The sequence below is a fragment of the Streptomyces sp. 147326 genome, assembly GCF_045000215.1.
In the GTDB taxonomy this organism is placed as follows: domain Bacteria; phylum Actinomycetota; class Actinomycetes; order Streptomycetales; family Streptomycetaceae; genus Streptomyces.
The window spans coordinates 2,618,906-2,641,102 of the sequence record NZ_CP134201.1; the positions used below are offsets into that span (position 1 = coordinate 2,618,906).

Below are 22,197 nucleotides of genomic sequence, written 5' to 3' on the forward strand. Positions count from 1 at the left end.
GCGGATCGCCGCCGGATCGTTCCTGTCGGCCGCGCGTACGCCGTAAGCGTCGCTCGTCGTTCAACAACGTCTCATCCGAGGGAAGTTCACCATGAAGATCTCCAAGGCCGCTGCGGCCGCGGCCGTCGCCGTCGCCCTTGCCCTGACCGCGACCGCCTGTGGCGGCAGCGAGAAGGACGCCGCCAGTGACGGCGGTGCGTCCGGTGGCGCGAAGGACAAGATCGTCGTCGGCATCAAGTACGACCAGCCGGGTCTCGGCCTGAAGACCCCCGACGGCAAGTACACCGGCTTCGACGTCGACGTCGCCACGTACGTGGCCAAGGAGCTCGGCTACGAGCCGAACCAGATCGAGTTCAAGCAGGCCGTGAGCGCCGAGCGCGAGAACCTGCTCGCCAACGGCGACGTGAAGTTCATCGTCGCGACCTACTCGATCAACGACAAGCGCAAGGAGAAGGTCGACTTCGCCGGCCCGTACTTCCTCGCGCACCAGGACCTGCTGGTCCGCGCCGACGACACGAGCATCACCAAGGTCGAGGACCTGAACAAGAAGAAGCTCTGCTCGGTCACCGGCTCGACGTCGGCGCAGAACATCAAGAAGACCCTGGCCCCCGAGGCCGACCTGCTGGAGCAGGGCGGCTACTCCGAGTGCCTGACCGGCCTGGAGAGCAAGGCCGTCGACGCCCTGACCACGGACAACTCGATCCTGGCCGGTTACGCCGCGCAGGAGAAGAACAAGGGCAAGTTCAAGCTCGTCGGCCTGAGCATGAGCAACGAGAACTACGGCATCGGTCTGAAGAAGGGCGACAAGGAGCTCCAGACCAAGATCAACGCCGCGCTCAAGAAGATGGTCGAGGACGGCAGCTGGCAGAAGGCCGTGGACAAGAACCTGGGCCCGGCCAACTACAAGAACGAGCCTGCCCCGCAGATCACCGAAGGCAGCTGATTCATCGGTGAGGGGCGTCGCCGCCCGCCTGCCGCGGGCGGCGGCGCACCTCACCGGCCATCCTGGGGAGAGCGCAGGGCATCGTGTTCGATTTTCTTGATTCCGGGCAGTACGACGTGCTCGGAGCCTTCTGGGTGACGGTTCAGCTCACCCTCTACTCGGCGGCCGGATCCCTGATCTGGGGCACCGTCCTGGCCGGGATGCGGGTCAGCCCGGTCCCGCTGCTGCGGGGCTTCGGTACCGCGTACGTCAACCTGGTGCGCAACACCCCGTTGACCTTGCTGGTCATCGGCTGCTCACTGGGTCTCAGCCAGACCCTCAAAATCAACCTGGGCGGCGACAGCTTCAAGGAGATCGGCTTCCGGCTCGCGGTCCTCGGACTGATCGCCTACACCGGCACCTTCGTCTGCGAGGCCCTGCGCTCCGGTATCAACACCGTGCCCGTCGGGCAGGCCGAGGCGGCCCGCGCACTGGGGCTGAGCTTCTTTCAGGTGCTCACCTTGATCGTGCTCCCCCAGGCCTTCCGGGCGGTCGTGGCGCCGCTCGCCAACGTACTGATCGCGCTCACCAAGAACACCACGGTGGCGGCGACCATCGGCGTGGCCGAAGCGGCCCTGCTGATGAAGGAAATGCTCGAGAACGAGGCGCAGGCGGTCTTCGCGGTCTTCGCGGTCTTCGCCCTCGGTTTCGTCCTGCTGACCCTGCCCACCGGCCTTCTGCTGGGCTGGGTCGCCAAGCGAGTGGCGGTGAAGCGATGACCTCCGTGCTGTACGACGTCCCCGGCCCCAAGGCCAAGGCGCGCAACTGGATCTACAGCGGGATCTTCATCGTCCTGTTCGGGCTCTTCATGTGGTGGGCTCTGTCCCTCATGGCGGAGAACGGCCAGCTCGACGCCGACAAGTGGTCCCCCTTCGTCACCGACAGCCGGGTCTGGACCACGTACCTGATCCCCGGCCTGATGGAGACCCTCAAGGCCGGCGCGCTCGCCATGGTGATCGCCCTCCCGCTCGGCGCGGTGCTGGGCATCGGCCGGCTGTCCGACCACGCCTGGGTGCGGGCGGCGGTCGGTGCGTGGGTGGAGTTCTTCCGCGCCATCCCGGTACTGATGCTGATGCTGTTCAGCAACGCGCTGTACGCACCGCAGCTCATGGACGTCCCCTCCGACACCCGGCCGTTCTGGGCCGTCGTCACGGGCCTGGTCCTCTACAACTCGGCCGTCATCGCCGAGATCGTCCGGGCCGGCGTGCTCTCCCTGCCCCGCGGCCAGACCGACGCGGCCAAGGCCATCGGCATGCGCAAGGGCCAGACCATGGTCCACGTGCTGATCCCGCAGGCCGTCACCGCGATGCTGCCAGCCCTGGTGAGCCAGCTCGTGGTGATCCTGAAGGACACCGCCCTCGGTGGCGCCCTGCTCGGCTTCGCGGAACTGCTCTCCATGAACCGGCAGATCTCGGCCAACTACAGCAACACCATCGCCACCCTCTTCGTGATCGCCCTGATCTACATCGTGGTGAACTTCGCCCTCACCACCTTCGCCTCCCAGCTGGAAGGCCGGCTGCGGAAGTCGAAGAAGAGCACCGGCGCCGTGCTCGGTGCGGAAGAGATCGACGACGCGGTCCCCGGCGCGAACACGGCGGCCGGAGCCTGACGCCGGAGCCTCCTTCGGACGGCCCCCGGGTCTGACATACGGTCAGTCATAGTGCGTATCCAGTGTGGTGCGGCGGAACTCATCCGCCGCACCACACTGCGTTGCGCCCTCGGGTGTCACTTGACGCGGGCACCTACAGTGGGTTGCATACGTTCTGTGATCACATACCGGACACCGGGAGCCACATCATGGACCCGGTGATCGTCGTCGGCGCCGGGCCCGTCGGACTGTCCCTGTCCCTCGCCCTGGCGGGCGCGGGCGTGCCCTCCGTCGTGCTCGACGAAGGGCCCGGCAAGGAGGAACCGCGGCCGGCCCGTACCGTCGTCCTGCACGCCGACACCGCGGCCATGGCCCACCGGCTGGGCTGTACGACGCTGCGCGACGAGGGGGCGTACTTCGCCGCCTGGCGCACCATGCGGCGCGGCCGAGACGCCCAGCGGATCGCCTTCGAGGACCACCCGGCCCCCCTGCACGTGCCACAGCACGCGCTGACGCGCGGGCTGCGCGACGCCGCCGCGGCCCACCCGCTGGTCCAGCTGGTCACCGAGAGCCGTGTGGACTCCGTAGAACAGGACGCCCACGGGGTCACCGCCCACACCCGGGGCGCCGAGACCACTTGGTGGCGCGGGAGTTACCTGGTCGGCTGCGACGGCGCCCGCTCCACCGTGCGCAAACTGCTCGGCATCCGCTTCCCCGGCCGCACCGCCGTGGAACGGCACGCCGTGGCCGCGCTGCGCACCGAACTCCCCTGGCCGGGCGAGGCCTTGCTGCACCGCAGTCCGCCGCAGGAGGTCACCTCCCGGCCGCTGCCCGACGGGGTGTGGCGGCTGGACTGGCTGCTCCCGGCCCGCGGGGAGCTGGTGACCCCCGACCTGTTGGTGACCCTGATCCGGGACACCCTCGCGGTGTGGTGCGGGGGCAGCACTCCCCCGTACGACCTCATCGACACCGGGGTCCACACCCTGCACCACCGCCTCGCCCGGCGCTGGCGCGACGGTCGCGCCTTCCTCGCCGGCGAGGCCGCACACCTGCTGGGCGCGCTCGGCACCCAGGGGGTCGAGGAGGGGCTCCGGGACGCCGAGAACCTCGCGTGGAAGCTGTCCCTGGCCTGGCACCAGGGAGCGTCCGAGGCGCTGCTCGACAGTTACGAGGGCGAGCGGCGCACCGCCGTCGCCTCCCGGCTGCGCGCGGCCGACCAGGCGATGCCGACGCTGCGGGCCGGCGGCGCCCTGCGCACCTACCTGCCCGGGGCCTCGCGCTCCGCCGAATCCCTCCTCACCGACGGCCACCTGGGGCGCGGACCACTGGGCGCGGAGCCGGCGTACGCCCCGCCGGTCGCCGTACGCGAGGTGCCGACGGCGACCGAACCGGGCGGTCCGGTGGCGAACGTGCCGGTGACCGCGCCCGACGGGGCGACCGTGCCGCTGCGGGACCTGCTGGGGCAGGGCCGGCTGCTCGTGGTCCTGGTCGCCCCGGGCACCGGGGTCTGGGACCGGCGCCACTGGCTCGGTGCCGGGCTGATGCCCCGGCTCGCCGCAGCGGTCAGCGCCCTGCCGGTCCGCACCGACCTGCTCGTCGCGGACTCCTACCCGGGGGCGCCGGCCCACACCGTGCTGCTCGTACGGCCGGACGGGCACCTGGCGGCGACCTTCGCGGGGGTCCGCCCGGCGGAACTGTACGAGGCGGCGGACACGGTCCGGGCGGGCGCGCCCGCACCCCGGCGGACCGCGCCCTCGACGACACCGACCGTGGTGATCGATTGACCGTCCTCCCGGACTCGTGGTTCACTCGCCGAATGACCGGCAACGACGTACGCCTGTGGCGGAGGGTCCATATGGACCTGCTCCGCTACGCGGGCTGCGTGTGTCGCCCTTCCTGTTGATTCGCCCTTCCCTCCGCGCGCCCCGTGCCGTCCACCGGCCTGCGCGCACCTCCGCGAACCCAGGAACGGTCCCCCTTCATGTCTGCACCCGCGTCCACCGCACGCCCGTACGCCCCTGAGCCCGTGGCGGCCGGGGGCCCCACGGCCGCCGAACTCCTCGACTTCGCCCTCCGCACAGCCGCCGACCCCGCGGTCGTGGCTTCGCTGCCGCTCGATCCCGAGGGCCGCACCTGGGTCCGCCTCGACGGGCCGGGCGGCAGCGAGGCCTGGCTGATCGGCTGGCCTCCGGGCACCGGCACCGGCTGGCACGACCATGCCGAATCGCGGGGCGCGTTCGCCACCGCGCGCGGCCGGCTCACCGAACACTCGCTGACCGTACGGCTGCCCTCCGAGGGCTGGCGGTCGCTGGAGCTGGCCCCCGACGTCGACCGCCGCCGCACGCTGGACACGGGCATCGGGCGGGCCTTCCTGGAGCACCACGTGCACGAGGTCCTCAACGAGTCCCCCACCGAGCACGCGGTCTCGGTGCACGCGTACTACCCGCCGCTCCCGCTGATCCGCCGCTACAGCCGCAGCGGCCCGGTGCTCCACCTCGAGCACGTCGAGCGTCCGGCGGACTGGCAGTGAGCGCCCCGGTCGGCATCGACGAGCTGCTGGAGCAGGTCCGCGCGGGCTACACCCGCGTCGGCCCGGAGGAGGCGTACGCCGCCTCCCGCGCCGGCGCCCTGCTGGTGGACATCCGCTACCAGGCCCTGCGCGAGCGCGACGGCCTGATCCCGGGGGCGCTGGTGGTCGAGCGCAACGAGCTGGAGTGGCGCCTGGATCCCACGGGGAGCCACCGCGCGCCCGAGGCCACGAGCCACGACCTCCAGGTCGTGGTGATCTGCAACGAGGGCTACGCCTCCAGCCTCGCCGCGGCCTCCCTCCACGCCTTGGGCCTCCACCGCGCGACGGACCTGACCGGCGGCTTCCAGGCCTGGAAGTCGGCCGGCCTCCCCCTCACGCCTGCCTGACGCGCCCCGCGCGGGTGCTGCCGCCGCGCGGAGCCGATCCCCTACCCGCCGTTCCCAGGGCTCCGCCCGGGCCCGGTCCTCAAACGCCGGACAGGCTGAAGGATCCACCCCCGTCGGCGTTTGAGGCGCGGGGGCCCGGGGGCAGCGCCCCCGGCAACGGCGCCGCACGGGCAGGGCTTCGGGGCGGGGCTAGGCCGTGGCCGTGGCCACCTCCACCGGAGCCACCCTCAACGCCACCCTCCCCGGGAGGGAAGTCGCCGCGAGAGCCAACAGCCCGGCCACCACCACCACCACCGCGTACGCGACCGGCAGGACCGCCGGCGCCGCCACCCCCGTCATGCCCACGCTGAACGCGGTCAGTACGGCCAGCGCGATCCCCGACCCGAGCACCGCCCCGATCAGGACCACCGCCAGCGCCTCCGCCCGGAGCATCCGCAGCACCTGCCGCCGCTTGGCCCCGGCCAGCCGCAGCATCGCGAACTCCCGGAACCGCTCCGCGGTCGACATCGCGAGCGTGTTCACCACGGCGATCGCAGCGAAGGCCAGGACCAGCCCCATGGCCAGCAGGTTGATCTCCGCCCCGGCGTCCTGCCGCTGCGCCAGCGCCTCGTCGGCTTGTGCCGCGGACAGCACCCGTACCCCCGGGAACCCCCGTACGGCCGCGGTCAGCCGCTCCCGCCCGGCCGCCGGCCCAGGCCCCGGCTCCGCCGCCACCAGCACACTGCTCGCCAGCGGATTGTCCGTGTGCGCGGCAACCAGCCCGTGCGGCAGCGTCAGATCCCCGAAGCCCAGCCCCCGCGCGTACACGGCCGCGACCGTCAGCGTGACCGGCGTCCCGCCCCCCAGCGCCAGGCTCAGCGGGCTCCCGGGCTTCAACCCCAGCCGTTCGGCCGCGAGTTCGCTCACCGCCGCCGTGCCCTCCCCGAACCCGTCGAGGCTCCCGCCGGTGACCTCGGGGTCCCAGGTCCGGGTCAGACCGGCCGGGGTCACGCCCTGCGCGGCGTACTTCGCCAGCCCCACCCGTACCGACGTGTGCACGATCTAGGTGGCCGCCGTGACCCCCGGCGTCCGCCGGATCCGCTCGGCGGCCGGTGACGAGGGCGGCCGCGCACAGCAGCGCGACGAAGGCGCCGAGGAAACCGGCTTTGCGGTCCCGGAGGGTCTGAAGGGCGTGGCGCAGCATCATGCCGTCAACTCTGCTGCCGGGCATGCCTCCTGGCACTGGCGTGCCCCTGCATCCGTACCCGGGGGCTAACCCACCCCGGGCCCGGCGGCGGCTCACTCCCCCGGGTACCCGAGCCCGTCGGCCTCCTCGCCCTCCGCCTCCAGCGCACGTCGGACCACCCGCAGGGCCATGCCCTCCGGGTATCCCTTGCGGGCGAGCATCCCGGCGAGGCGCCGGATCCGCTTGTCGCGCTCAAGGCCCCGGGTGGCGCGGAGCTTGCGCTCGACGAGCTCCCGGGCGGTCTGTTCCTCCTGCTCGGAGTCGAGCAGCTCCAGGGCCTCTTCCACGAGGGTCGCGTGCACCCCCTTGGTCCGGAGCTCCTGCGCGAGCGCCCGGCGGGCCAGGCCCCGGCCGCGGTGCCGGGACTCGACCCAGGCTCCGGCGAAGGCGGCGTCGTCGATCAGGCCCACCTCCTCGTACCGGGAGAGGACCTGCTGCGACACCTCCTCGGGGATGCCCCGCTTGTGCAGGGCGTCCGCGAGCTGGCGCCGGGTGCGCGGGCTCCCCGTGAGCAGGCGCAGGCAGATCGCCCGCGCCTGCTCCTCGGGGCTCTGGGGCGGCAGTTCCTGGCGGTCCTCACGACCGCGCCTGCTCCTGCCGCCCCCTTCCTGCTCCTGCACGGGTCAGCTCTTGGCCACGGCGGCCTTGGCCGTCGTCTTGGCCTTCGACGCGGGCGCGGGCACGGCCGTGGCGTCGGCGGGCGCGGCAGCGGCGGCGTCATCGGCGGCGGCGTCCTTGCGGACACCCACGCCCAGCTTCTCCTTGATCTTCCGCTCGATCTCGTTGGCGAGGTCCGGGTTGTCCTTCAGGAAGTTACGGGCGTTCTCCTTGCCCTGGCCGAGCTGGTCGCCCTCGTACGTGTACCAGGCACCGGCCTTGCGCACGAAGCCGTGCTCCACGCCCATGTCGATCAGTCCGCCCTCGCGGCTGATGCCCTGGCCGTAGAGGATGTCGAACTCGGCCTGCTTGAACGGGGGCGCGACCTTGTTCTTGACCACCTTGACGCGGGTGCGGTTACCGACCGCGTCCGTGCCGTCCTTCAGGGTCTCGATGCGGCGGATGTCGAGGCGTACGGAGGCGTAGAACTTCAGCGCGCGGCCACCGGTGGTGGTCTCCGGCGAGCCGAACATCACACCGATCTTCTCGCGGAGCTGGTTGATGAAGATCGCGGTGGTCTTGGACTGGTTGAGCGCACCGGTGATCTTCCGGAGCGCCTGGCTCATCAGACGGGCCTGGAGACCGACGTGAGAGTCGCCCATCTCACCCTCGATCTCCGCGCGCGGCACGAGGGCCGCCACGGAGTCGATGACGATCAGGTCGAGGGCACCGGAGCGGACGAGCATGTCCACGATCTCCAGCGCCTGCTCGCCGGTGTCCGGCTGCGACAGGATGAGGTTGTCGGTGTCCACGCCGAGGGCCTTCGCGTACTCGGGGTCGAGCGCGTGCTCGGCGTCCACGAAGGCGACGGTGCCGCCGGCCTTCTGCGCGTTGGCCACGGCGTGCAGGGTCAGGGTCGTCTTACCGGAGGACTCCGGCCCGTACACCTCGATCACGCGGCCGCGGGGCAGCCCGCCGACGCCGAGCGCGATGTCCAGCGCGGTCGACCCGGTGGGGATGACCTCGATGGGGTCGTTCGGCTTGTCGCCGAGGCGCATGACCGCACCCTTGCCGAATTGCCGTTCAATCTGTGCGAGAGCGGCGTCGAGAGCCTTCTCGCGGTCGGTGCCTGCCATGGGTTCCACCCGGTTTGCTTGAGTCGATCGCTTCACGCCATTGACGCTAATGCCTGCCACTGACAATGCGCCTCCACGACCGGTTCGGCTGTGGATAACTCATCAGAATGGATGTTCGATTTCCCTGTCAAGCGCGCCACGCCCGCCCCCCCCCCATCCTCAGGCGTGACGCCGTTGCCCCGCCTACGCCGGCTCCTCGCGGACGGGGGCCGGCCGCTGCGGGGCCTCCCCGTTCTCGGGGATCAGCGGCGCCGGCATCAACACGGCGAAGGCGCCCGCGACCGCGGTCTCGACGAAGGCGATCGGGCCGAGCATCACCGTGACCCACAGCGGCAGCGTCAGCGCCGCCATCGTCAGCCCCAGCCGGATCCGGAATTCGTCCACGGGCATCCGTACGTGCGCCAGGCCCGCGCAGACCGCCAGCAGCACCGTCACGGCGCCGATCGTGCCCAGCACCACCAAGGCGAATCCCGCGAAGTCCACGAAGGAAGGGGCCGTAGCACCCAGGACCGGCCCGGCCGCCGGGTACGCGACGAGCCACACGGCCACGTGCACCCCGCAGCACAACGCGACCATGCACGGCGAGGGCAGGCCGAAGCCCCCGCCCGGTGAGCGGGCGGGGGCTTCGCGGGTCTGGGATCCGTCGGGGCGAGGGGGTCAGCTCACGGCCTGCTTCACGAGCGCGCCGATCCGCTCCTCCACCTCGGCCGTCACCTCGGTCAGGGCGAAGCCGGCCGCCCACATCGTGCCCTCGTCCAGGGCGGCGAGGTCACTGAAGCCGAGGGTCGCGTAGCGCGCCTTGAACTTCTCCGCGCTCTGGAAGAAACAGACGACCTTGCCGTCCAGGGCGTAGGAGGGCATCCCGTACCAGAGCTTCGGCGCGAGGACCGGGGCGGCGGCCGTGATGACGGCGTGCACGCGCTCGGCCATGATCCGGTCCGAGTCCTGCATCTCGGCGATCTTCGCGAGGACCTCCCGCTCCGCCTCCGCCGCCTTGTCCGCGCGCGAGCTGCGGCGCGCGGCCGTCTTCAGCTCCTGGGCGTGGTCCTTCATCGCGGCCCGCTCCTCGGCCGTGAATCCCTCGTGCGTGCTGCCACCGGTCTTGCTCATGCCGGATCTCCTCCTTGAGGTTCTTGATGCGCGCGCCCTGAGAGGGACCTAACCCCGCCCACCGACACGGCCCCTGTCGAGGCGTCACAAGTAGAGATCGTTCAACAGCGTTTGTCTAAGGCTTAGTTGTGTCCTGTCGGCGGTCGTTCGCCGACGGCGCGAGCGGCTCGGCCCGCTGAACGGGGCGCTCACTTCTGCGACAGGCCGGCCCTGATCATCGACACGGCGCTCACCAGCTTGCGGAGGCCTTCGGTCTGGACCACCACGATGCCCCGGGAGGTCTGGAGCTCGTCCCCCTTCGCGGCGCCGGCGACGCATTCGTCCGTGCCGCGTCTGAATCCGTCCAGGGACTCCTTCCAGTAGCCCTGGGCGGCTTCGTGCGGTATCGGGCCGAGCTTCTCGGCCGCGGCGACCTCTTTCAGCAGGTCCTGGCAGGCGGGCCCCTGGACGTCGATCGTGCGCATGCTCACCTCGTTGACGCGGCCCGCGCTCTCGTTGAGCTTCTTGATCCGGGACTCGCCCCCCGAGGAGTACCAGTCCTCCAGTTCCTCGGCCGGCGTCCGGGAACAGCCCGCGAGCAGCGCGGCAACGGCCGCGACGGCAACGGTGACGGCGGCCGGCGCGAGGACGCGCACACGTAACGACATGGAACCCCCTGAGTCGGTCCGGCCGATGCTGCCAGGGGCCGCCCGGTCTCGTACGCCTCGTGACGCTTTCGTGACGGGTCGCGACCGAAGGCATCCCCCCTCCGCATCGAGTGACAACCCAGGGTTGACGCTCCCGCGACTGTCAACCTACGGTTGCACTCATGACGAACCCATCCGTGGAACCCGTTCGCATGACCAATCCCGTACGCCTCGACGACCTGATCGAGGCCATCAACAAGGTTCACACCGACCCCCTGGAGCAGCTCAGCGGCGCCGTCGTCGCCGCCGAGGCGCTCGGGGACGTCGCGGACCACCTCATCGGCCACTTCGTCGACCAGGCCCGCCGCTCCGGCGCCTCCTGGACCGACATCGGCCGCAGCATGGGCGTCACCCGCCAGGCGGCCCAGAAGCGCTTCGTCCCCAAGGCGGACAAGGAGGGTGCCGCCGCGCTCGACCCGAACGCGGGCTTCGGCCGGTTCACCCCCCGCGCCCGCAACGTCGTCGTCGCCGCGCAGAACGAGGCCCGCGCCGCCGGCGGCACCGAGATCCGCACGGACCACCTGGTCCTGGGCCTGCTGGCCGAGCCCGAGGGTTTCGCCGGACTCGCCCTGGGCGCCCAGGGGGTCACGGCGGACGACGTGCGCGCCGCCGTGACCGCCGTACTGCCCCCGCCCCATGCGGAGGTCCCCGACCTCATCCCCTTCGACGCGTCCGCGAAGAAGGCCCTGGAGCTCACCTTCCGCGAGGCCCTGCGCCTGGGGCACGACTACGTCGGCACCGAGCACGTCCTGCTCGCGCTCCTGGAGCTGGAGAACGGCGAGGGCCCGCTGAGCGGCCTCGGCGTGACCAAGGCCGCCGCCGAGGCGACCGTCACCGAAGCCGTGGCAGCCGTACTCGGCGGCGCCGGGGACGCGCCGTAGAGGAATCCGCCTCCTCCGTCAGCGCGTAGCGCTTCACGTACGCGCCGAGGAAGGCCTGCAGCGTGGCGATGGCCGGGATCGCGACGAGCGCCCCGACCGCGCCGAGCAGGGCGGTGCCCGCGATGACCGATCCGAAGGCGACCGCCGGATGGATGTCCACGGTCTTCGAGGTCAGCTTGGGCTGCAGGACGTAGTTCTCGAACTGCTGGTAGACCACCACGAAGCCGAGGACGTACAGCGCGTACCAGGGGTCGACGGTGAAGGCGATCAGAACCGGCAGCGCACCCGCGAGGTAGGTGCCGATGGTGGGGATGAACTGCGAGACCAGCCCCACCCACATCGCGAGAGCGGGCGCGTACGGCACCCCGAGGATCGCCAGCATGATGTAGGTGGCGATACCGGAGATCAGCGCCATCAGCCCGCGCGAGTAGAGGTAGCCGCCGGTCTTGGCGACGGCGATCTCCCAGGCGCGCAGCACCTCGCCCTGCTTCGCGGGCGGCAGCACGGAGCACAGCGCGCGCCGCAGCCGCGGTCCGTCGGCGGCGAAGTAGAAGGAGAACAGCCCGATCGTCAGCAGCTTGAAGAGTCCGCCGAGCACCGTGGCGGAGACGTCGAGCACGCCGGACGCGCTGTTCTGCACGTACTTGCGCAGCCAGTCGGAGCGCAGCACGCTCTCCTGGATCTCCAGCCGGGACAGTTCGGTGTGGAAGGTGGAGTTGATCGCTTTGATCACCGAGTCGAGATAGCCCGGGAAACCCTCGACCATGGCGACGATCTGCCCGGCGAGCAGCGAGCCGAGCAGCGCGAGGAAGCCGGCGGTCACGACGAGCACCGCAAGGAACATCACGAAGGTGGCGAGCCCGCGGCGCATGCCGCGGGCCGCCATCCCGGACACCGCCGGTTCGATCGCGAGCGCGAGGAAGAACGCGATCAGGATGTTGACGAGCAGCCCGATGAGCTGGTGGAAGGCCCAGCTGCCGAGCTGGAAGCAGGCGACGAGCGCCAGTACGAGGATCACGGCGCGCGGCAGCCAGCGCGGCATCCGCGCCTCTGCCCCGCCGGGGGGCACGGGGGCCGCACCGGCCGGGGGGCTCCCCGCGCCGCCGGAGCCGGCCTGGGGGACGGGGCCGCCGGGGGCTACCGGGCGCCGCGAGCCGCCGGGGCCTTCAGCGCCCCGATCGGAGGCCGGATCGCGGGCCGGACCGGAGGCCGGACCGGGGTCCGTCGACCGGCTGCCCTGCCGCTCGCCCCGGACGTCGGCGGTCTGGTCGTCGGTCGTCGTCTCATCACTGGCTGCCACGCCGCCAAGTCTGTCCCACGGCCGCCCGAACCACGAAGCGGTGCCCGGCGGTGTCAGCGCAGGAAGGCCGGCACGTCCATCGCCGAACACACCGCACGCCACACGTCCTTGGCCTCCCAGCCCGCGTCCAGCGCCTGGTGGACGGTCCGCCCGCCCAGCTCCGTCATGACGTGGTCCCGTGCGAAGGAGTCGGCGTAGCCCGCGCCGAAGTGCTCGGCCATCCGCTCCCAGAAAATCGTCAACCGCATGCCCCCAGTATCCCGCCCCGGGAGAGTGCACCGGCCGCGTTCGCCCCTCCTGGCCACACCGCCGCGTCCTAGGTTGCACGCATGCCCGGAGACGAAGCTTCCTCGCAGACGTCGCAGACCCCGCACGCCGCGCAGCCCTCACAGCCCGCGCAGACCCCGCTGGCCCGCGCCGAGCAGTTCATCTGGCTCACGGCCCGTGTGCTGGAGCAGCGGCGGTTCGCGTTCCACTTCCTCGGCGGGGACGCCGACCCGGTGGACACCGCCCTCGGTTCGTACCTCAACGGCGACGGCGGCTACGGTCACGCCCTCGATCCGGATCTGCGCGGTCCGCTCAGCCAGCCCCTGCACACCGCCCACGCGCTGCGCGTGCTGGACAGCCTGGGCCGCTGCGCCGGGCAGCGCATCGAGCGGCTCTGCCGCCACCTGACCTCGGTCTCCACCCCTGACGGCGCCCTTCCGGTGGTCTCCCCGGCCCCGCGGGCCTACCCGGCGGCCCCGTACCACCCGATGTACGACGCCCCGCCCGGCGAGCTGCTGACCACGGGCCCGGTCGTCGGCTTGCTGCACCGCAACCGGGTCTGGCACGCCTGGCTCTTCCGGGCCACCGACTTCTGCTGGGACCGGGTCGAGAGCCTGCGTCACTCGCATCCGTACGAGGTCCAGAGCGCGGTGGCCTTCCTCGACGGCGTCCCGGACCGGGCGCGCGCGGCGGCGGCCGCGGACCGGCTGGGCCGCCTGGTGCGCGCGCAGAGGCTCGCGGTGCTCGATCCGGGGCGGCGCGGGGAGTATCCGCCCGCCCCGGGCTACGCACCGGGCGAGCTCCTCTTCCCGCACGACTTCGCGCGGCGGCCCGAATCGCTGGCCCGCGGCTGGTTCACGGACGACGAGATGCGCCGCTCGCTGGACCACCTGGCCGCCGCGCAGCAGGGGGACGGTGGCTGGCCGGTCCGCCGCGAGGCCTGGGCGCCGGGGAGCTCGCTGGAGCGGCGGCCGATCGCGACGCTGGAGGCCCTGCTGACCCTGCGGGCGTACGGGCGCCTGCCTGCCGGGATCAGCCGCCCAGGGCCCGTACCCCCGCGGTGACGACGACGGCAGCCGCGACCACGACGAGGAACGGGGCCCGCAGCAGCAGCGCCAGGCCGGCGGCGGCGAGCCCGGCGGCGCGGGCGTCGACGACGAGGGCGGAGCCGGTGCTGAAGGTCTGCTGGGCGGTGAGCGCGGCGAGCAGCGCGACCGGCAGCAGGGCGGCCAGCCGGCGTACCAGCGGCCGCTCCAGGGCCCCGGCGGGGACGAGCAGCCCGGCGAGCTTGACGGCGTAGCAGCCGACGACGGTCAGTGCGATGGCGATCCAGACGTTCACGGACGGCGTCCCTTCATCCACAGCACGACGGGGGCGGCCAGGGCCGCGATCAGCACGGGCACCCCGGCGGGCAGCACGGGCAGGAATCCGAGCCCGAGGACGAGCGCGAGGGCGGCGACGGCCCGCTCGGTGCCGGTCTTCAGCATCGGCGCGAGCAGGGCCAGGAACACGGCGGGCCCGGCGGCGTCCAGCCCCCACGCCTTCGTGTCCCCGATGGCCTCGGCGCCGAGCGCGCCGAGCAGGGTGGTCAGGTTCCACAGCGCGTAGAGGCTGAGCCCGGTGACGGTGAAGCCGAGCCGGGCCGACTTCCGGTCGGGCTGGGCCAGCGCGACGGCGGTGGTCTCGTCGATCACCCAGTGCGCGGCGAAGGGCCGTACGGCGCGGGGCAGCGCCAGCAGCTGCGACAGGCGCAGTCCGTAGAAGGCGTTGCGGGTGCCGAGGAAGAAGGCCCCGGCGGCGGCGGTGAACGGATTGCCGCCCGCGGCGAGCGCTCCGACCAGGGCGAACTGCGAGGCGCCGGTGAAGACGAGCAGGCTCAGCACGCAGGCCTGGAGGGTGCTGATGCCGGCCCCGGCGGCGGTCACCCCGAAGGCGAACCCGGACAGCCCGACGGCCACCCCGACGCCGAGCGCGTCGCGGATGACGGCGGCCCGCGGGCGCCCGTCGGGCACTGCGGTCTCTCGTATCTCTGGCTCTGTGACCAGCTGCTTCTCTCCCACGCCCCGAAAACTACGCGGGGCCGGTGCGGATGGTCTTGTACGTTCTTGCGCGCGCCCGTGGGCCCTGGCCGGCCCCGGCGCGGCGGGATCAGGGGGCTAGACGGCCCGTCCGCGCCGGTACGCGCCCGGGGGGACCCCCACGATGCGGGTGAAGTGCCGGTTCAGGTGCGGCTGGTCGGTGAAGCCGACGGTGACGGCCGCCTCCGCCGGCGGGGTGCCCGCGTCGAGCAGCCGGCGGGCCCGGCGGACCCGGGCGTCGGTCAGCCAGGTGTGCGGCGGCATCCCGTACTGCTCGCGGAAGGCCCGCAGCAGCGCGAAGGGGCTGGTTCCGAGGTCGGCCGCCAGCTGCTCCAGCGACGGCGGGTCGGCCATCCGCTCCGCCAGCACCGCCCGGGCCCGTTCGGCGTCGGCCGCGCCCGCGCGCCGTACCGCGCGGGCCGGCAGGGGGCCCGCGTGACGGGTCAGCATCCGTGCCACGACTCCCCGCAGCAGCGTGTCGGCGGCCAGCGCGTTCCCGGCCTCGGCCGCCCGGTGCACCTCGCTGATGGTCCGCGATCCGTGCGGGTCGGTGACCACGTCGGCCGTGAAGCCGGGGGTGCCGCGCAGGGTGCCGATCTCTTCGGCGACCTCGGTGATCAGCTCGCGGGACGGGTAGAGGGTGGCGTACGCCCAGCCCTCGGGGACCCCGGCGCGCGCGGTGTGCGGCACCTCGGGGTTGATCAGGACCACGCTGCCCGGTCCGGCGCGCACCACGTGGCCGGGCAGGCCGACCTCCTCGACGCCGCCGGTGACGGCCGCGATGACGTACCCGTCGTGCGCGTGGCGCGGGAAGGTGTGGCGTACGTAGTGGGCGCGCAGCAGGTCCAGCCCGGGCAGTTCCGCGTACTGCCAGTGCCGTGCCCACTCCCGCCCGCCCTCCTGCGTCCCCATCCCCCCATTCTGCGCTGCCCCCGCGACGTACGTTTCCCCAGGTCCGGGACGTTGTCAGTGGCCGGGTGCACGATGGGGGCATGGCAGGCGCTGCGCTCGACTCGTTCTCCCCCGCGACCCGCTCGTGGTTCACGGGGGCCTTCCGTACGCCCACCACCGCTCAGGAGGGTGCCTGGCGGGCGATCGGGGAGGGTTCGGACGTGCTGGTCGTGGCGCCGACCGGCTCCGGCAAGACGCTGGCCGCGTTCCTCGCCGCCCTCGACCGGCTCGCCTCGACCCCGCCGCCCGCCGAGTCGAAGAAGCGCTGCCGCGTCCTGTACGTGTCGCCCCTGAAGGCCCTGGCCGTCGACGTGGAGCGCAATCTCCGCAGCCCGCTGACCGGGATCCGCCAGGAGTCCGTTCGCCTCGGCCTGCCCGAGCCGGACATCCGGGTCGGGATCCGCTCCGGAGACACCCCGCCCGCCGAGCGGCGGGCGCTGGCCACCCGCCCGCCGGACATCCTGATCACCACTCCCGAGTCGCTGTTCCTGATGCTGACCTCGGCCGCCCGGGACGCCCTCGCGGGGATCGAGACCGTGATCCTGGACGAGGTGCACGCGGTCGCCGGGACCAAGCGCGGCGCCCACCTCGCCCTCTCCCTGGAGCGGCTGGACGAGCTGCTGCCGCGCCCGGCGCGCCGGATCGGGCTGTCGGCGACGGTCCGGCCGGTGGACGAGGTGGCCCGGTACCTCGCGCCGCGCGGCAAGGTGGAGATCGTCCAGCCGCCCTCCGCGAAGGAGTTCGACCTGTCGGTGGTCGTCCCGGTGCAGGACATGGGCGAGTTGGGGGGCTCTCCGGCCACCGAGGGCAGGGAGGGCGGGGACAAGCCGTCGATCTGGCCGCATGTGGAGGAGCGGATCGCGGACTTGGTGCAGGCCCACCGCTCGACGATCGTGTTCGCCAACTCCCGCCGTCTCGCCGAGCGTCTGTGCAACCGGCTCAACGAGATCGCGTACGAGCGCGCGATGGGCGAGCGGCTGCCGGAGGGTTCGCCCCCGGCCGAGATCATGGCCCAGTCGGGCGCCGCCCTGGGCGCCCCGCCCCTGCTGGCCCGCGCGCACCACGGCTCGGTGTCCAAGGAGCAGCGGGCGATCGTGGAGGAGGACCTGAAGGCGGGCCGGCTGCCGGCCGTGGTCGCCACCTCCAGCCTGGAGCTGGGCATCGACATGGGCGCGGTGGACCTGGTGGTGCAGGTGGAGTCCCCGCCCTCGGTGGCGTCCGGGCTGCAGCGGGTGGGCCGGGCCGGCCACCAGGTGGGCGCGGTCTCCACGGGGGTGGTCTTCCCGAAGTACCGCGGCGACCTGGTGCAGGCGGCCGTGGTCACCGAGCGGATGCGCACGGGGGCGATCGAGTCCCTCCGCGTCCCCTCCAACCCCCTGGACGTACTGGCTCAGCAGCTGGTCGCGATGGTCGCGATGGACACCTGGCAGCTGGACGACCTGCTCGCCCTGGTGCGGCGGGCGGCGCCCTTCGCCGCGCTGCCGGAGTCGGCGTTCACGGCGGTGCTGGACATGCTGGCGGGCCGCTATCCGTCGGACGCGTTCGCCGAGCTGAGGCCGCGCGTGGTCTGGGACCGGGTGGCGGGGACGATCACCGGGCGGCCGGGGGCCCAGCGCCTCGCGGTGACCTCCGGCGGCACCATCCCGGACCGCGGTCTCTTCGGCGTCTTCCTGGCCGGCTCGGACCCGAAGAAGGGCGGCGGCCGGGTAGGCGAGCTCGACGAGGAGATGGTCTACGAGTCCCGCGTCGGGGACGTCTTCACGCTGGGCACGACCTCGTGGCGGATCGAGGACATCACCCGCGACCGCGTCCTGGTCACCCCGGCCCCCGGGGTGCCGGGCCGGCTGCCGTTCTGGAAGGGCGACCAGCTCGGCCGCCCGCTCGAACTGGGCCGCGCGGTCGGCGCGTTCCTCCGCGAGCTCGGCGGCCTCACCGACGAGGACGCCCGGCTGCGGCTGCTGGCCGCCGGCCTGGACGCCTGGGCCGCGGAGAACGTGCTGTCCTACCTCGCGGAACAGCGGGAGGCCTGCGGTCACGTCCCGGACGACCGGACCATCGTGGTGGAGCGCTTCCGCGACGAGCTGGGCGACTGGCGTGTCGTGGTCCACTCCCCCTTCGGCGCCCAGGTGCACGCCCCGTGGGCGCTCGCGCTGGGCGCCCGCCTCGCCGAGAAGTACGGCATGGACGCGCAGGTGATGCACGCCGACGACGGCATCGTGCTCCGCCTCCCGGACGCGGACCTGCTGTCCATGGACCTGCTGGACCACGACCCCGCGGCTCCGCAGCCGTTCGAGTTCGACGACGAACAGGCCCCGCTGGGCGCGGCCGACGTCGCCTTCGACCACGGTGACATCAACCAGATCGTCACCGACCAGGTCGGCGGCTCCGCGCTCTTCGCCTCCCGCTTCCGCGAGTGCGCGGCCCGCGCCCTGCTGCTGCCGCGGCGCAGTCCGGGCAAGCGCACCCCGCTGTGGCAGCAGCGCCAGCGCGCCTCCCAGCTGCTCCAGGTGGCCTCGGAGTTCGGCTCCTTCCCGATCGTGCTCGAGGCCGTACGCGAATGTCTCCAGGACGTCTTCGACGTGCCCGGCCTGACCGAGCTGATGGGGGACATCGAGGCGCGCCGTGTGCGGCTGGTCGAGGTCACCACCCCGGAGCCCTCTCCCTTCGCCCGTTCCCTCCTCTTCGGGTACGTCGCCCAGTTCCTCTACGAGGGCGACTCGCCGCTCGCCGAGCGCAGGGCGGCCGCGCTGTCGCTGGACTCCCGGCTGCTGGCCGAGCTGCTCGGCCAGGCGGAGCTGCGCGAGCTCCTCGACGCACAGGTGCTGGAGGAGCTGGAGCGGGAGCTGCAGTGGCTGACCGAGGACCGGCGGGCCAAGGATCCCGAGTCGGTGGCCGACCTGCTGCGCATGCTGGGCCCGCTGACGGAGGGCCAGCTGACCGAGCGCGGGGCGGAGCCGGCGTGGGCGCAGGAGCTCGCCGCGGCCCGCCGCGCCATCCGGGTCCGGATCGGCGGCGAGGACCACTGGGCGGCGATCGAGGACGCGGGCCGGCTGCGGGACGCGCTGGGCACGGCCCTGCCCGTCGGCGTTCCGGAGGCCTTCACCGAGCCGGTCAAGGACCCGCTCGGGGACCTGCTGGCCCGGTACGCCCGCACCCACGGGCCGTTCACCACGGCCGCCGTCGCCGCCCGCTTCGGCCTGGGCACCGCGGTGACCGAGGGCGCGCTGCACCGGCTCGCGGCGGCCGGCCGGGTGGTCCAGGGCGAGTTCCACCCGGCGGGCATCGGCCAGGAATGGTGCGACGCGACGGTGCTGCGCCGGCTCCGCCGCCGCTCCCTCGCCGCGCTCCGCCAGGAGCTGGAGCCCGTGCCGCCGACCTCGCTGGCCACGTTCCTGCCCCAGTGGCAGCACCTGGGCGGAGCCCTGCGCGGCCTCGACGGACTGGCCCGGGCGGTCGAGCAGCTCCAGGGCGCCCCGGTCCCGGCCTCGGCGCTGGAACGGCTGATCCTCCCGTCGCGGGTGGCGGGCTACTCCCCCGGCCTCCTGGACGAGCTGACCACTGCCGGAGAGGTGGTCTGGGCGGGCGCGGGAGCCCTCCCGGGCAAGGACGGCTGGATCTCCCTGTACCTGGCGGACGCGGCCCCGCTGCTCCTGCCCCCGCCGCACCCGCTGGATCCGAGCCCGCTGCACCAGGCGGTCCTGGCCGCCCTGACCGGCGGGTACGGCCTGTTCTTCCGCCAGATCGCGCAGTCGATCCGCGCCGAGTTCCCCGAGGTCTCCGACATCGCCCTCTCCGAGGCGGTGTGGGACCTGGCCTGGTCGGGCCGGCTCACCAACGACACCCTGGCCCCGCTGCGCTCGCTGCTGGGATCGGGCCGCACGGCCGGCTCGACCGCCCACCGGGCCCGCCGCACGGTCCCCCGCGGCCGGTACGGCACGCTCAGCGCGACCGTGTCCCGCACCGGCCCGCCCACCGTCTCCGGGCGCTGGTCGCTGCTGCCGTCCCAGGCCCCCGACCCGACCCACCGGGCCCACGCCCTGGCCCGCACCCTGCTGGACCGGCACGGCGTGGTCACCAGGGGCGCGGTGGCGGCGGAGGGCGTCGAAGGGGGCTTCAGCGCGGTGTACCGCGTCCTGTCGGCCTTCGAGGACAGCGGCCAGGCCCGTCGGGGCTATGTGGTCGAGGGACTGGGCGCGGCCCAGTTCGCGATGGACGGCGCGGTGGACCGCCTCCGGGCCGCGGAGCGGACCCCGCCCCCGCTGGCGGCGGTGGTCCTGGCGGCCGCCGATCCGGCGAACGCGTACGGCGCGGCCCTGCCGTGGCCCGAGCCCCCGGCCGGGGCCACCCACAAACCGGGCCGCAAGGCGGGCTCCCTGGTGGTCCTGGTGGACGGCGAGCTCACCCTGTACCTGGAGCGTGGCGGCAAGACCCTGCTGGCCTGGCCGCCGCCGGAGGATCCCCGTCTCGCGGCCGCCACGGCCGCCCTGGCCGCGGCCTCGCGCTCGGGCACCCTCCCGGCCCTCACGGTGGAACGCATCAACGCGGCCGCCGCCCTGACCTCCGCCCTGGGCCGGTCCCTGGAGGCGGCCGGATTCCACGCCACGCCGAGGGGTTTGCGCTTGCGTTCCTGAGGACTGCAAATCGTCACCGACTGTTCCGCTTACGTCCTGGACATGTCACAGAACCGTTGTGGGCCGCCCCCTGGGCTGGCACGGCCGCTTACTCATCCTTTATCAAGATGATCACAGGCATTGCATTGGCGATGCACAGTCATGGGGGAGTAGAAGAGTGAGCACCATCAGCATGCGTACCACCACCCTCGGCACGGTCGTTCTGGCGGTCGCCGGCACCCTGGCGCTGACCGGCTGCAAGAACGGCAACGAGGAGCTGGCCCCCGCGCAGCCGAGCGGTTCCGCCTCGGCCGCCACCCCGTCCGGATCGGCCAGCCCCAGCGCCGCCGACCCCACCACGGGCGGCAGCGAGGCCCCCGCCGGGGCGAACGGCACGGCGAAGTCCGGCCAGACCTTCAAGATCGGCGAGGCCGCGGAGATCCCGTTCAGCTACGGGAGCAACAAGGGCGGCCAGATCGCCCTCACGGTCACCGCGATCGAGCAGGGCAACCCCGCCGACCTGGACGCGCTCAAGCTCGGCGACAAAGTGAAGGGGATGATCCCGTACTACATCCGTTACTCGGTCAAGAACACCGGCACCACGGACCTGTCGCACTCGTCCGTGACCCAGGTCAAGGGCCTGCTCGCAGACGGCTCCGAGGCCCAGCGCGTGTCGGTCATAGGCAAGTTCGAGAAGTGCCCGAACGAGTCGCTGCCGAAGGGCTTCGTCAACGGCCAGACGCAGACCAGCTGCGCGGTGGCCCTCGCCCCGTCGGCCCAGACGAAGGTCAGCGCGGCCGAGTACTGGGGCAACCCCTACAGCTACCCGAACAAGGGGCTCGTCTGGAAGTGATGAGCGGCCCCTCCGGCCCCGTCGACCCCTCCGGCCCCGCGGGCCACTCCAGCACCTCCAGCCCCTCCGGCCCCTCAGCCCCCTCCTGACCCGAAGAGCCCCTGCGGCCGCACCTCGCCGCAGGGGCTCGCGCCGTTCGCCCGGCCCGCCGGGCCCCCGGACCTCCCAGAACCCGGGCCCCGCAGGCCGCTGCGGGCGACAATGGCCCCATGCCCGAAGGCGACAGCATCCGGCGCGCGGCGACCCGTCTCCACGCCGCCCTCGCAGGCCGCGAACTCACCCGCAGCGACCTCCGCGTCCCCCGCTTCGCCACCGCCGACCTCACCGGCCGCGTCACCCTCGACGTCACCCCCCGCGGCAAGCACCTCCTCACCCGCATCGAGGGCGGCCTCACCCTGCACAGCCACCTCCGCATGGACGGCGCCTGGCACGTCTTCGCCACCGGCGAGAAGTGGCGCGGCGGCCCCGCCCACGAGATCCGGGCCGTCCTCGGCACCGCCGAGCACACCGCCGTCGGCTACCGCCTCCCCATCCTGGAGCTGCTCCGCACCGCCGACGAGGACCGGGCCGTGGGCCACCTCGGCCCCGATCTCCTCGGCCCGGACTGGGATCCCGCACGAGCCGCCGCCAATCTGCTCGCCGCCCCCGAGCGCCCCCTCGGCGAGGCCCTGCTCGACCAGCGCAACCTCGCCGGTATCGGCAACATCTACAAGGCCGAGCTCTGCTTCCTGGCCGGGGTCACCCCGTGGACGCCGGTCGGCGCGCTCCCCGAGGCGACCCTGCCCCGTCTGGCCGCCGCCGCCCACCGGCTGCTGTCCGCGAACACCGGCGAGCGGCCGGGCCCCCGCAACACCACCGGCAGCCGCCGCCCGGGCCAGAACCTCTTCGTCTACGGCCGCTCCCACCGGCCGTGCCTGCGCTGCGGCACCCCCGTCCGCGAGGCCCCCCAGGACGACCGCCCGACCTACTGGTGCCCCCGCTGCCAGCCGGGGCCGACGCCGTAGGCGGTGTCCAGGC

General features: G+C 73.0%; 22 protein-coding genes and 1 pseudogene. 12 read left to right on the forward strand and 11 right to left on the reverse strand.

Annotation, left to right across the window (positions count from 1 at the left end; genetic code table 11):
* Positions 1-91: 91 nt before the first annotated feature.
* From RIU97_RS11325 to RIU97_RS11355, 7 genes are all read left to right on the forward strand, one after another.
* On the forward strand, positions 92-943 hold the full coding sequence (locus RIU97_RS11325; RefSeq protein WP_404955809.1) for a glutamate ABC transporter substrate-binding protein: 852 nt from the start codon (positions 92-94) through the stop codon (positions 941-943).
* Positions 944-1,026: 83 nt separating this feature from the next.
* On the forward strand, positions 1,027-1,701 hold the full coding sequence (locus RIU97_RS11330) for an amino acid ABC transporter permease (RefSeq protein ID WP_404955811.1): 675 nt from the start codon (positions 1,027-1,029) through the stop codon (positions 1,699-1,701).
* The gene (locus RIU97_RS11335; protein WP_404955813.1) at positions 1,698-2,591 is read left to right on the forward strand and encodes an amino acid ABC transporter permease; all 894 of its coding nucleotides are present in this window, start codon (positions 1,698-1,700) and stop codon (positions 2,589-2,591) included. Before RIU97_RS11330 ends, RIU97_RS11335 begins: the two co-directional genes overlap by 4 nt.
* A 188-nt stretch (positions 2,592-2,779) precedes the next feature.
* A complete protein-coding gene (locus RIU97_RS11340) occupies positions 2,780-4,354 on the forward strand; it encodes an FAD-dependent monooxygenase (protein WP_404955815.1) in 1,575 nt (524 codons plus the stop codon).
* A 32-nt stretch (positions 4,355-4,386) separates the two neighbouring features.
* Entirely contained in the window at positions 4,387-4,473 is an 87-nt protein-coding gene (locus tag RIU97_RS11345) for a putative leader peptide (protein ID WP_311318651.1), read from the forward strand.
* Between the two features lie 78 nt (positions 4,474-4,551).
* Positions 4,552-5,100 (forward strand): cysteine dioxygenase, encoded by a 549-nt coding sequence (locus tag RIU97_RS11350; RefSeq protein WP_404955817.1) that lies wholly within the window; start codon positions 4,552-4,554, stop codon positions 5,098-5,100.
* A complete protein-coding gene (locus tag RIU97_RS11355; RefSeq protein ID WP_404955820.1) occupies positions 5,097-5,486 on the forward strand; it encodes a rhodanese-like domain-containing protein in 390 nt (129 codons plus the stop codon). Before RIU97_RS11350 ends, RIU97_RS11355 begins: the two co-directional genes overlap by 4 nt.
* A gap of 189 nt (positions 5,487-5,675) precedes the next feature.
* Here the strand turns inward: RIU97_RS11355 and RIU97_RS11360 are convergent.
* From RIU97_RS11360 to RIU97_RS11385, 6 genes and pseudogenes are all read right to left on the reverse strand, one after another.
* Positions 5,676-6,575: pseudogene (locus RIU97_RS11360) on the reverse strand (ABC transporter permease); the annotation flags it as partial.
* Between the two features lie 189 nt (positions 6,576-6,764).
* Positions 6,765-7,331: a recombination regulator RecX gene (recX, locus tag RIU97_RS11365; RefSeq protein WP_404955822.1), complete on the reverse strand. Its 567-nt coding sequence runs from the start codon at positions 7,329-7,331 to the stop codon at positions 6,765-6,767.
* 3 nt (positions 7,332-7,334) lie between these two features.
* Positions 7,335-8,444, reverse strand: a complete 1,110-nt coding sequence (gene recA / locus RIU97_RS11370) for a recombinase RecA (RefSeq protein ID WP_404955824.1) — start codon at positions 8,442-8,444, stop codon at positions 7,335-7,337.
* A gap of 183 nt (positions 8,445-8,627) precedes the next feature.
* Positions 8,628-9,020: a hypothetical protein gene (locus RIU97_RS11375; RefSeq protein ID WP_404955826.1), complete on the reverse strand. Its 393-nt coding sequence runs from the start codon at positions 9,018-9,020 to the stop codon at positions 8,628-8,630.
* Positions 9,021-9,101: 81 nt separating this feature from the next.
* Complete coding sequence (locus RIU97_RS11380) at positions 9,102-9,554, reverse strand: iron chaperone (RefSeq protein WP_404955828.1); 453 nt, start codon at positions 9,552-9,554, stop codon at positions 9,102-9,104.
* Positions 9,555-9,742: 188 nt separating this feature from the next.
* Positions 9,743-10,201 (reverse strand): hypothetical protein, encoded by a 459-nt coding sequence (locus RIU97_RS11385; protein ID WP_404955831.1) that lies wholly within the window; start codon positions 10,199-10,201, stop codon positions 9,743-9,745.
* A 161-nt stretch (positions 10,202-10,362) separates the two neighbouring features.
* On the opposite strand from RIU97_RS11385, the gene RIU97_RS11390 reads away from it, so the two are divergent.
* Positions 10,363-11,121 (forward strand): Clp protease N-terminal domain-containing protein, encoded by a 759-nt coding sequence (locus RIU97_RS11390; protein WP_404955833.1) that lies wholly within the window; start codon positions 10,363-10,365, stop codon positions 11,119-11,121.
* Here RIU97_RS11390 and RIU97_RS11395 read toward each other — a convergent pair.
* Both RIU97_RS11395 and RIU97_RS11400 read right to left on the reverse strand, forming a co-directional pair.
* Positions 11,072-12,190: an AI-2E family transporter gene (locus tag RIU97_RS11395; RefSeq protein WP_404962813.1), complete on the reverse strand. Its 1,119-nt coding sequence runs from the start codon at positions 12,188-12,190 to the stop codon at positions 11,072-11,074. The genes RIU97_RS11390 and RIU97_RS11395 overlap by 50 nt on opposite strands.
* Before the next feature lie 284 nt (positions 12,191-12,474).
* Positions 12,475-12,669 (reverse strand): DUF3046 domain-containing protein, encoded by a 195-nt coding sequence (locus tag RIU97_RS11400; RefSeq protein WP_404955835.1) that lies wholly within the window; start codon positions 12,667-12,669, stop codon positions 12,475-12,477.
* 81 nt (positions 12,670-12,750) lie between these two features.
* On the opposite strand from RIU97_RS11400, the gene RIU97_RS11405 reads away from it, so the two are divergent.
* The gene (locus RIU97_RS11405) at positions 12,751-13,752 is read left to right on the forward strand and encodes a hypothetical protein (RefSeq protein ID WP_404955837.1); all 1,002 of its coding nucleotides are present in this window, start codon (positions 12,751-12,753) and stop codon (positions 13,750-13,752) included.
* Here the strand turns inward: RIU97_RS11405 and RIU97_RS11410 are convergent.
* From RIU97_RS11410 to RIU97_RS11420, 3 genes are all read right to left on the reverse strand, one after another.
* Entirely contained in the window at positions 13,721-14,029 is a 309-nt protein-coding gene (locus RIU97_RS11410; RefSeq protein WP_404955839.1) for an AzlD domain-containing protein, read from the reverse strand. The genes RIU97_RS11405 and RIU97_RS11410 overlap by 32 nt on opposite strands.
* Positions 14,026-14,733: an AzlC family ABC transporter permease gene (locus RIU97_RS11415; RefSeq protein WP_404962814.1), complete on the reverse strand. Its 708-nt coding sequence runs from the start codon at positions 14,731-14,733 to the stop codon at positions 14,026-14,028. Before RIU97_RS11415 ends, RIU97_RS11410 begins: the two co-directional genes overlap by 4 nt.
* A 111-nt stretch (positions 14,734-14,844) precedes the next feature.
* The gene (locus tag RIU97_RS11420) at positions 14,845-15,678 is read right to left on the reverse strand and encodes an AraC family transcriptional regulator (RefSeq protein WP_404955842.1); all 834 of its coding nucleotides are present in this window, start codon (positions 15,676-15,678) and stop codon (positions 14,845-14,847) included.
* Between the two features lie 80 nt (positions 15,679-15,758).
* Between RIU97_RS11420 and RIU97_RS11425 the strand changes: the two genes are divergently transcribed.
* The 3 genes from RIU97_RS11425 to RIU97_RS11435 all read left to right on the forward strand — a co-directional run bounded on the left by RIU97_RS11425 (position 15,759) and on the right by RIU97_RS11435 (position 22,184).
* Complete coding sequence (locus RIU97_RS11425; RefSeq protein ID WP_404955844.1) at positions 15,759-20,348, forward strand: ATP-dependent helicase; 4,590 nt, start codon at positions 15,759-15,761, stop codon at positions 20,346-20,348.
* Between the two features lie 157 nt (positions 20,349-20,505).
* A complete protein-coding gene (locus RIU97_RS11430) occupies positions 20,506-21,180 on the forward strand; it encodes a hypothetical protein (protein WP_404955846.1) in 675 nt (224 codons plus the stop codon).
* Positions 21,181-21,389: 209 nt separating this feature from the next.
* Positions 21,390-22,184, forward strand: a complete 795-nt coding sequence (locus RIU97_RS11435; RefSeq protein WP_404955848.1) for an Fpg/Nei family DNA glycosylase — start codon at positions 21,390-21,392, stop codon at positions 22,182-22,184.
* Positions 22,185-22,197: the final 13 nt, after the last annotated feature.

What these genes read in the sequence shown, in the direction of transcription:
- RIU97_RS11325 (WP_404955809.1), top strand. Translation starts at nt 92, where the DNA reads ATGAAGATCTCCAAGGCCGCTGCGGCCGCGGCCGTCGCCGTCGCCCTT.
- recA (WP_404955824.1), bottom strand. Translation starts at nt 8,444, where the DNA reads ATGGCAGGCACCGACCGCGAGAAGGCTCTCGACGCCGCTCTCGCACAG.
- RIU97_RS11335 (WP_404955813.1), top strand. Translation starts at nt 1,698, where the DNA reads ATGACCTCCGTGCTGTACGACGTCCCCGGCCCCAAGGCCAAGGCGCGC.
- RIU97_RS11420 (WP_404955842.1), bottom strand. Translation starts at nt 15,678, where the DNA reads ATGGGGACGCAGGAGGGCGGGCGGGAGTGGGCACGGCACTGGCAGTAC.
- RIU97_RS11340 (WP_404955815.1), top strand. Translation starts at nt 2,780, where the DNA reads ATGGACCCGGTGATCGTCGTCGGCGCCGGGCCCGTCGGACTGTCCCTG.
- RIU97_RS11400 (WP_404955835.1), bottom strand. Translation starts at nt 12,669, where the DNA reads ATGCGGTTGACGATTTTCTGGGAGCGGATGGCCGAGCACTTCGGCGCG.
- RIU97_RS11390 (WP_404955833.1), top strand. Translation starts at nt 10,363, where the DNA reads ATGACGAACCCATCCGTGGAACCCGTTCGCATGACCAATCCCGTACGC.
- RIU97_RS11435 (WP_404955848.1), top strand. Translation starts at nt 21,390, where the DNA reads ATGCCCGAAGGCGACAGCATCCGGCGCGCGGCGACCCGTCTCCACGCC.
- RIU97_RS11405 (WP_404955837.1), top strand. Translation starts at nt 12,751, where the DNA reads ATGCCCGGAGACGAAGCTTCCTCGCAGACGTCGCAGACCCCGCACGCC.
- RIU97_RS11350 (WP_404955817.1), top strand. Translation starts at nt 4,552, where the DNA reads ATGTCTGCACCCGCGTCCACCGCACGCCCGTACGCCCCTGAGCCCGTG.
- RIU97_RS11375 (WP_404955826.1), bottom strand. Translation starts at nt 9,020, where the DNA reads ATGGTCGCGTTGTGCTGCGGGGTGCACGTGGCCGTGTGGCTCGTCGCG.
- RIU97_RS11385 (WP_404955831.1), bottom strand. Translation starts at nt 10,201, where the DNA reads ATGTCGTTACGTGTGCGCGTCCTCGCGCCGGCCGCCGTCACCGTTGCC.
- RIU97_RS11345 (WP_311318651.1), top strand. Translation starts at nt 4,387, where the DNA reads ATGACCGGCAACGACGTACGCCTGTGGCGGAGGGTCCATATGGACCTG.
- RIU97_RS11425 (WP_404955844.1), top strand. Translation starts at nt 15,759, where the DNA reads ATGGCAGGCGCTGCGCTCGACTCGTTCTCCCCCGCGACCCGCTCGTGG.
- RIU97_RS11380 (WP_404955828.1), bottom strand. Translation starts at nt 9,554, where the DNA reads ATGAGCAAGACCGGTGGCAGCACGCACGAGGGATTCACGGCCGAGGAG.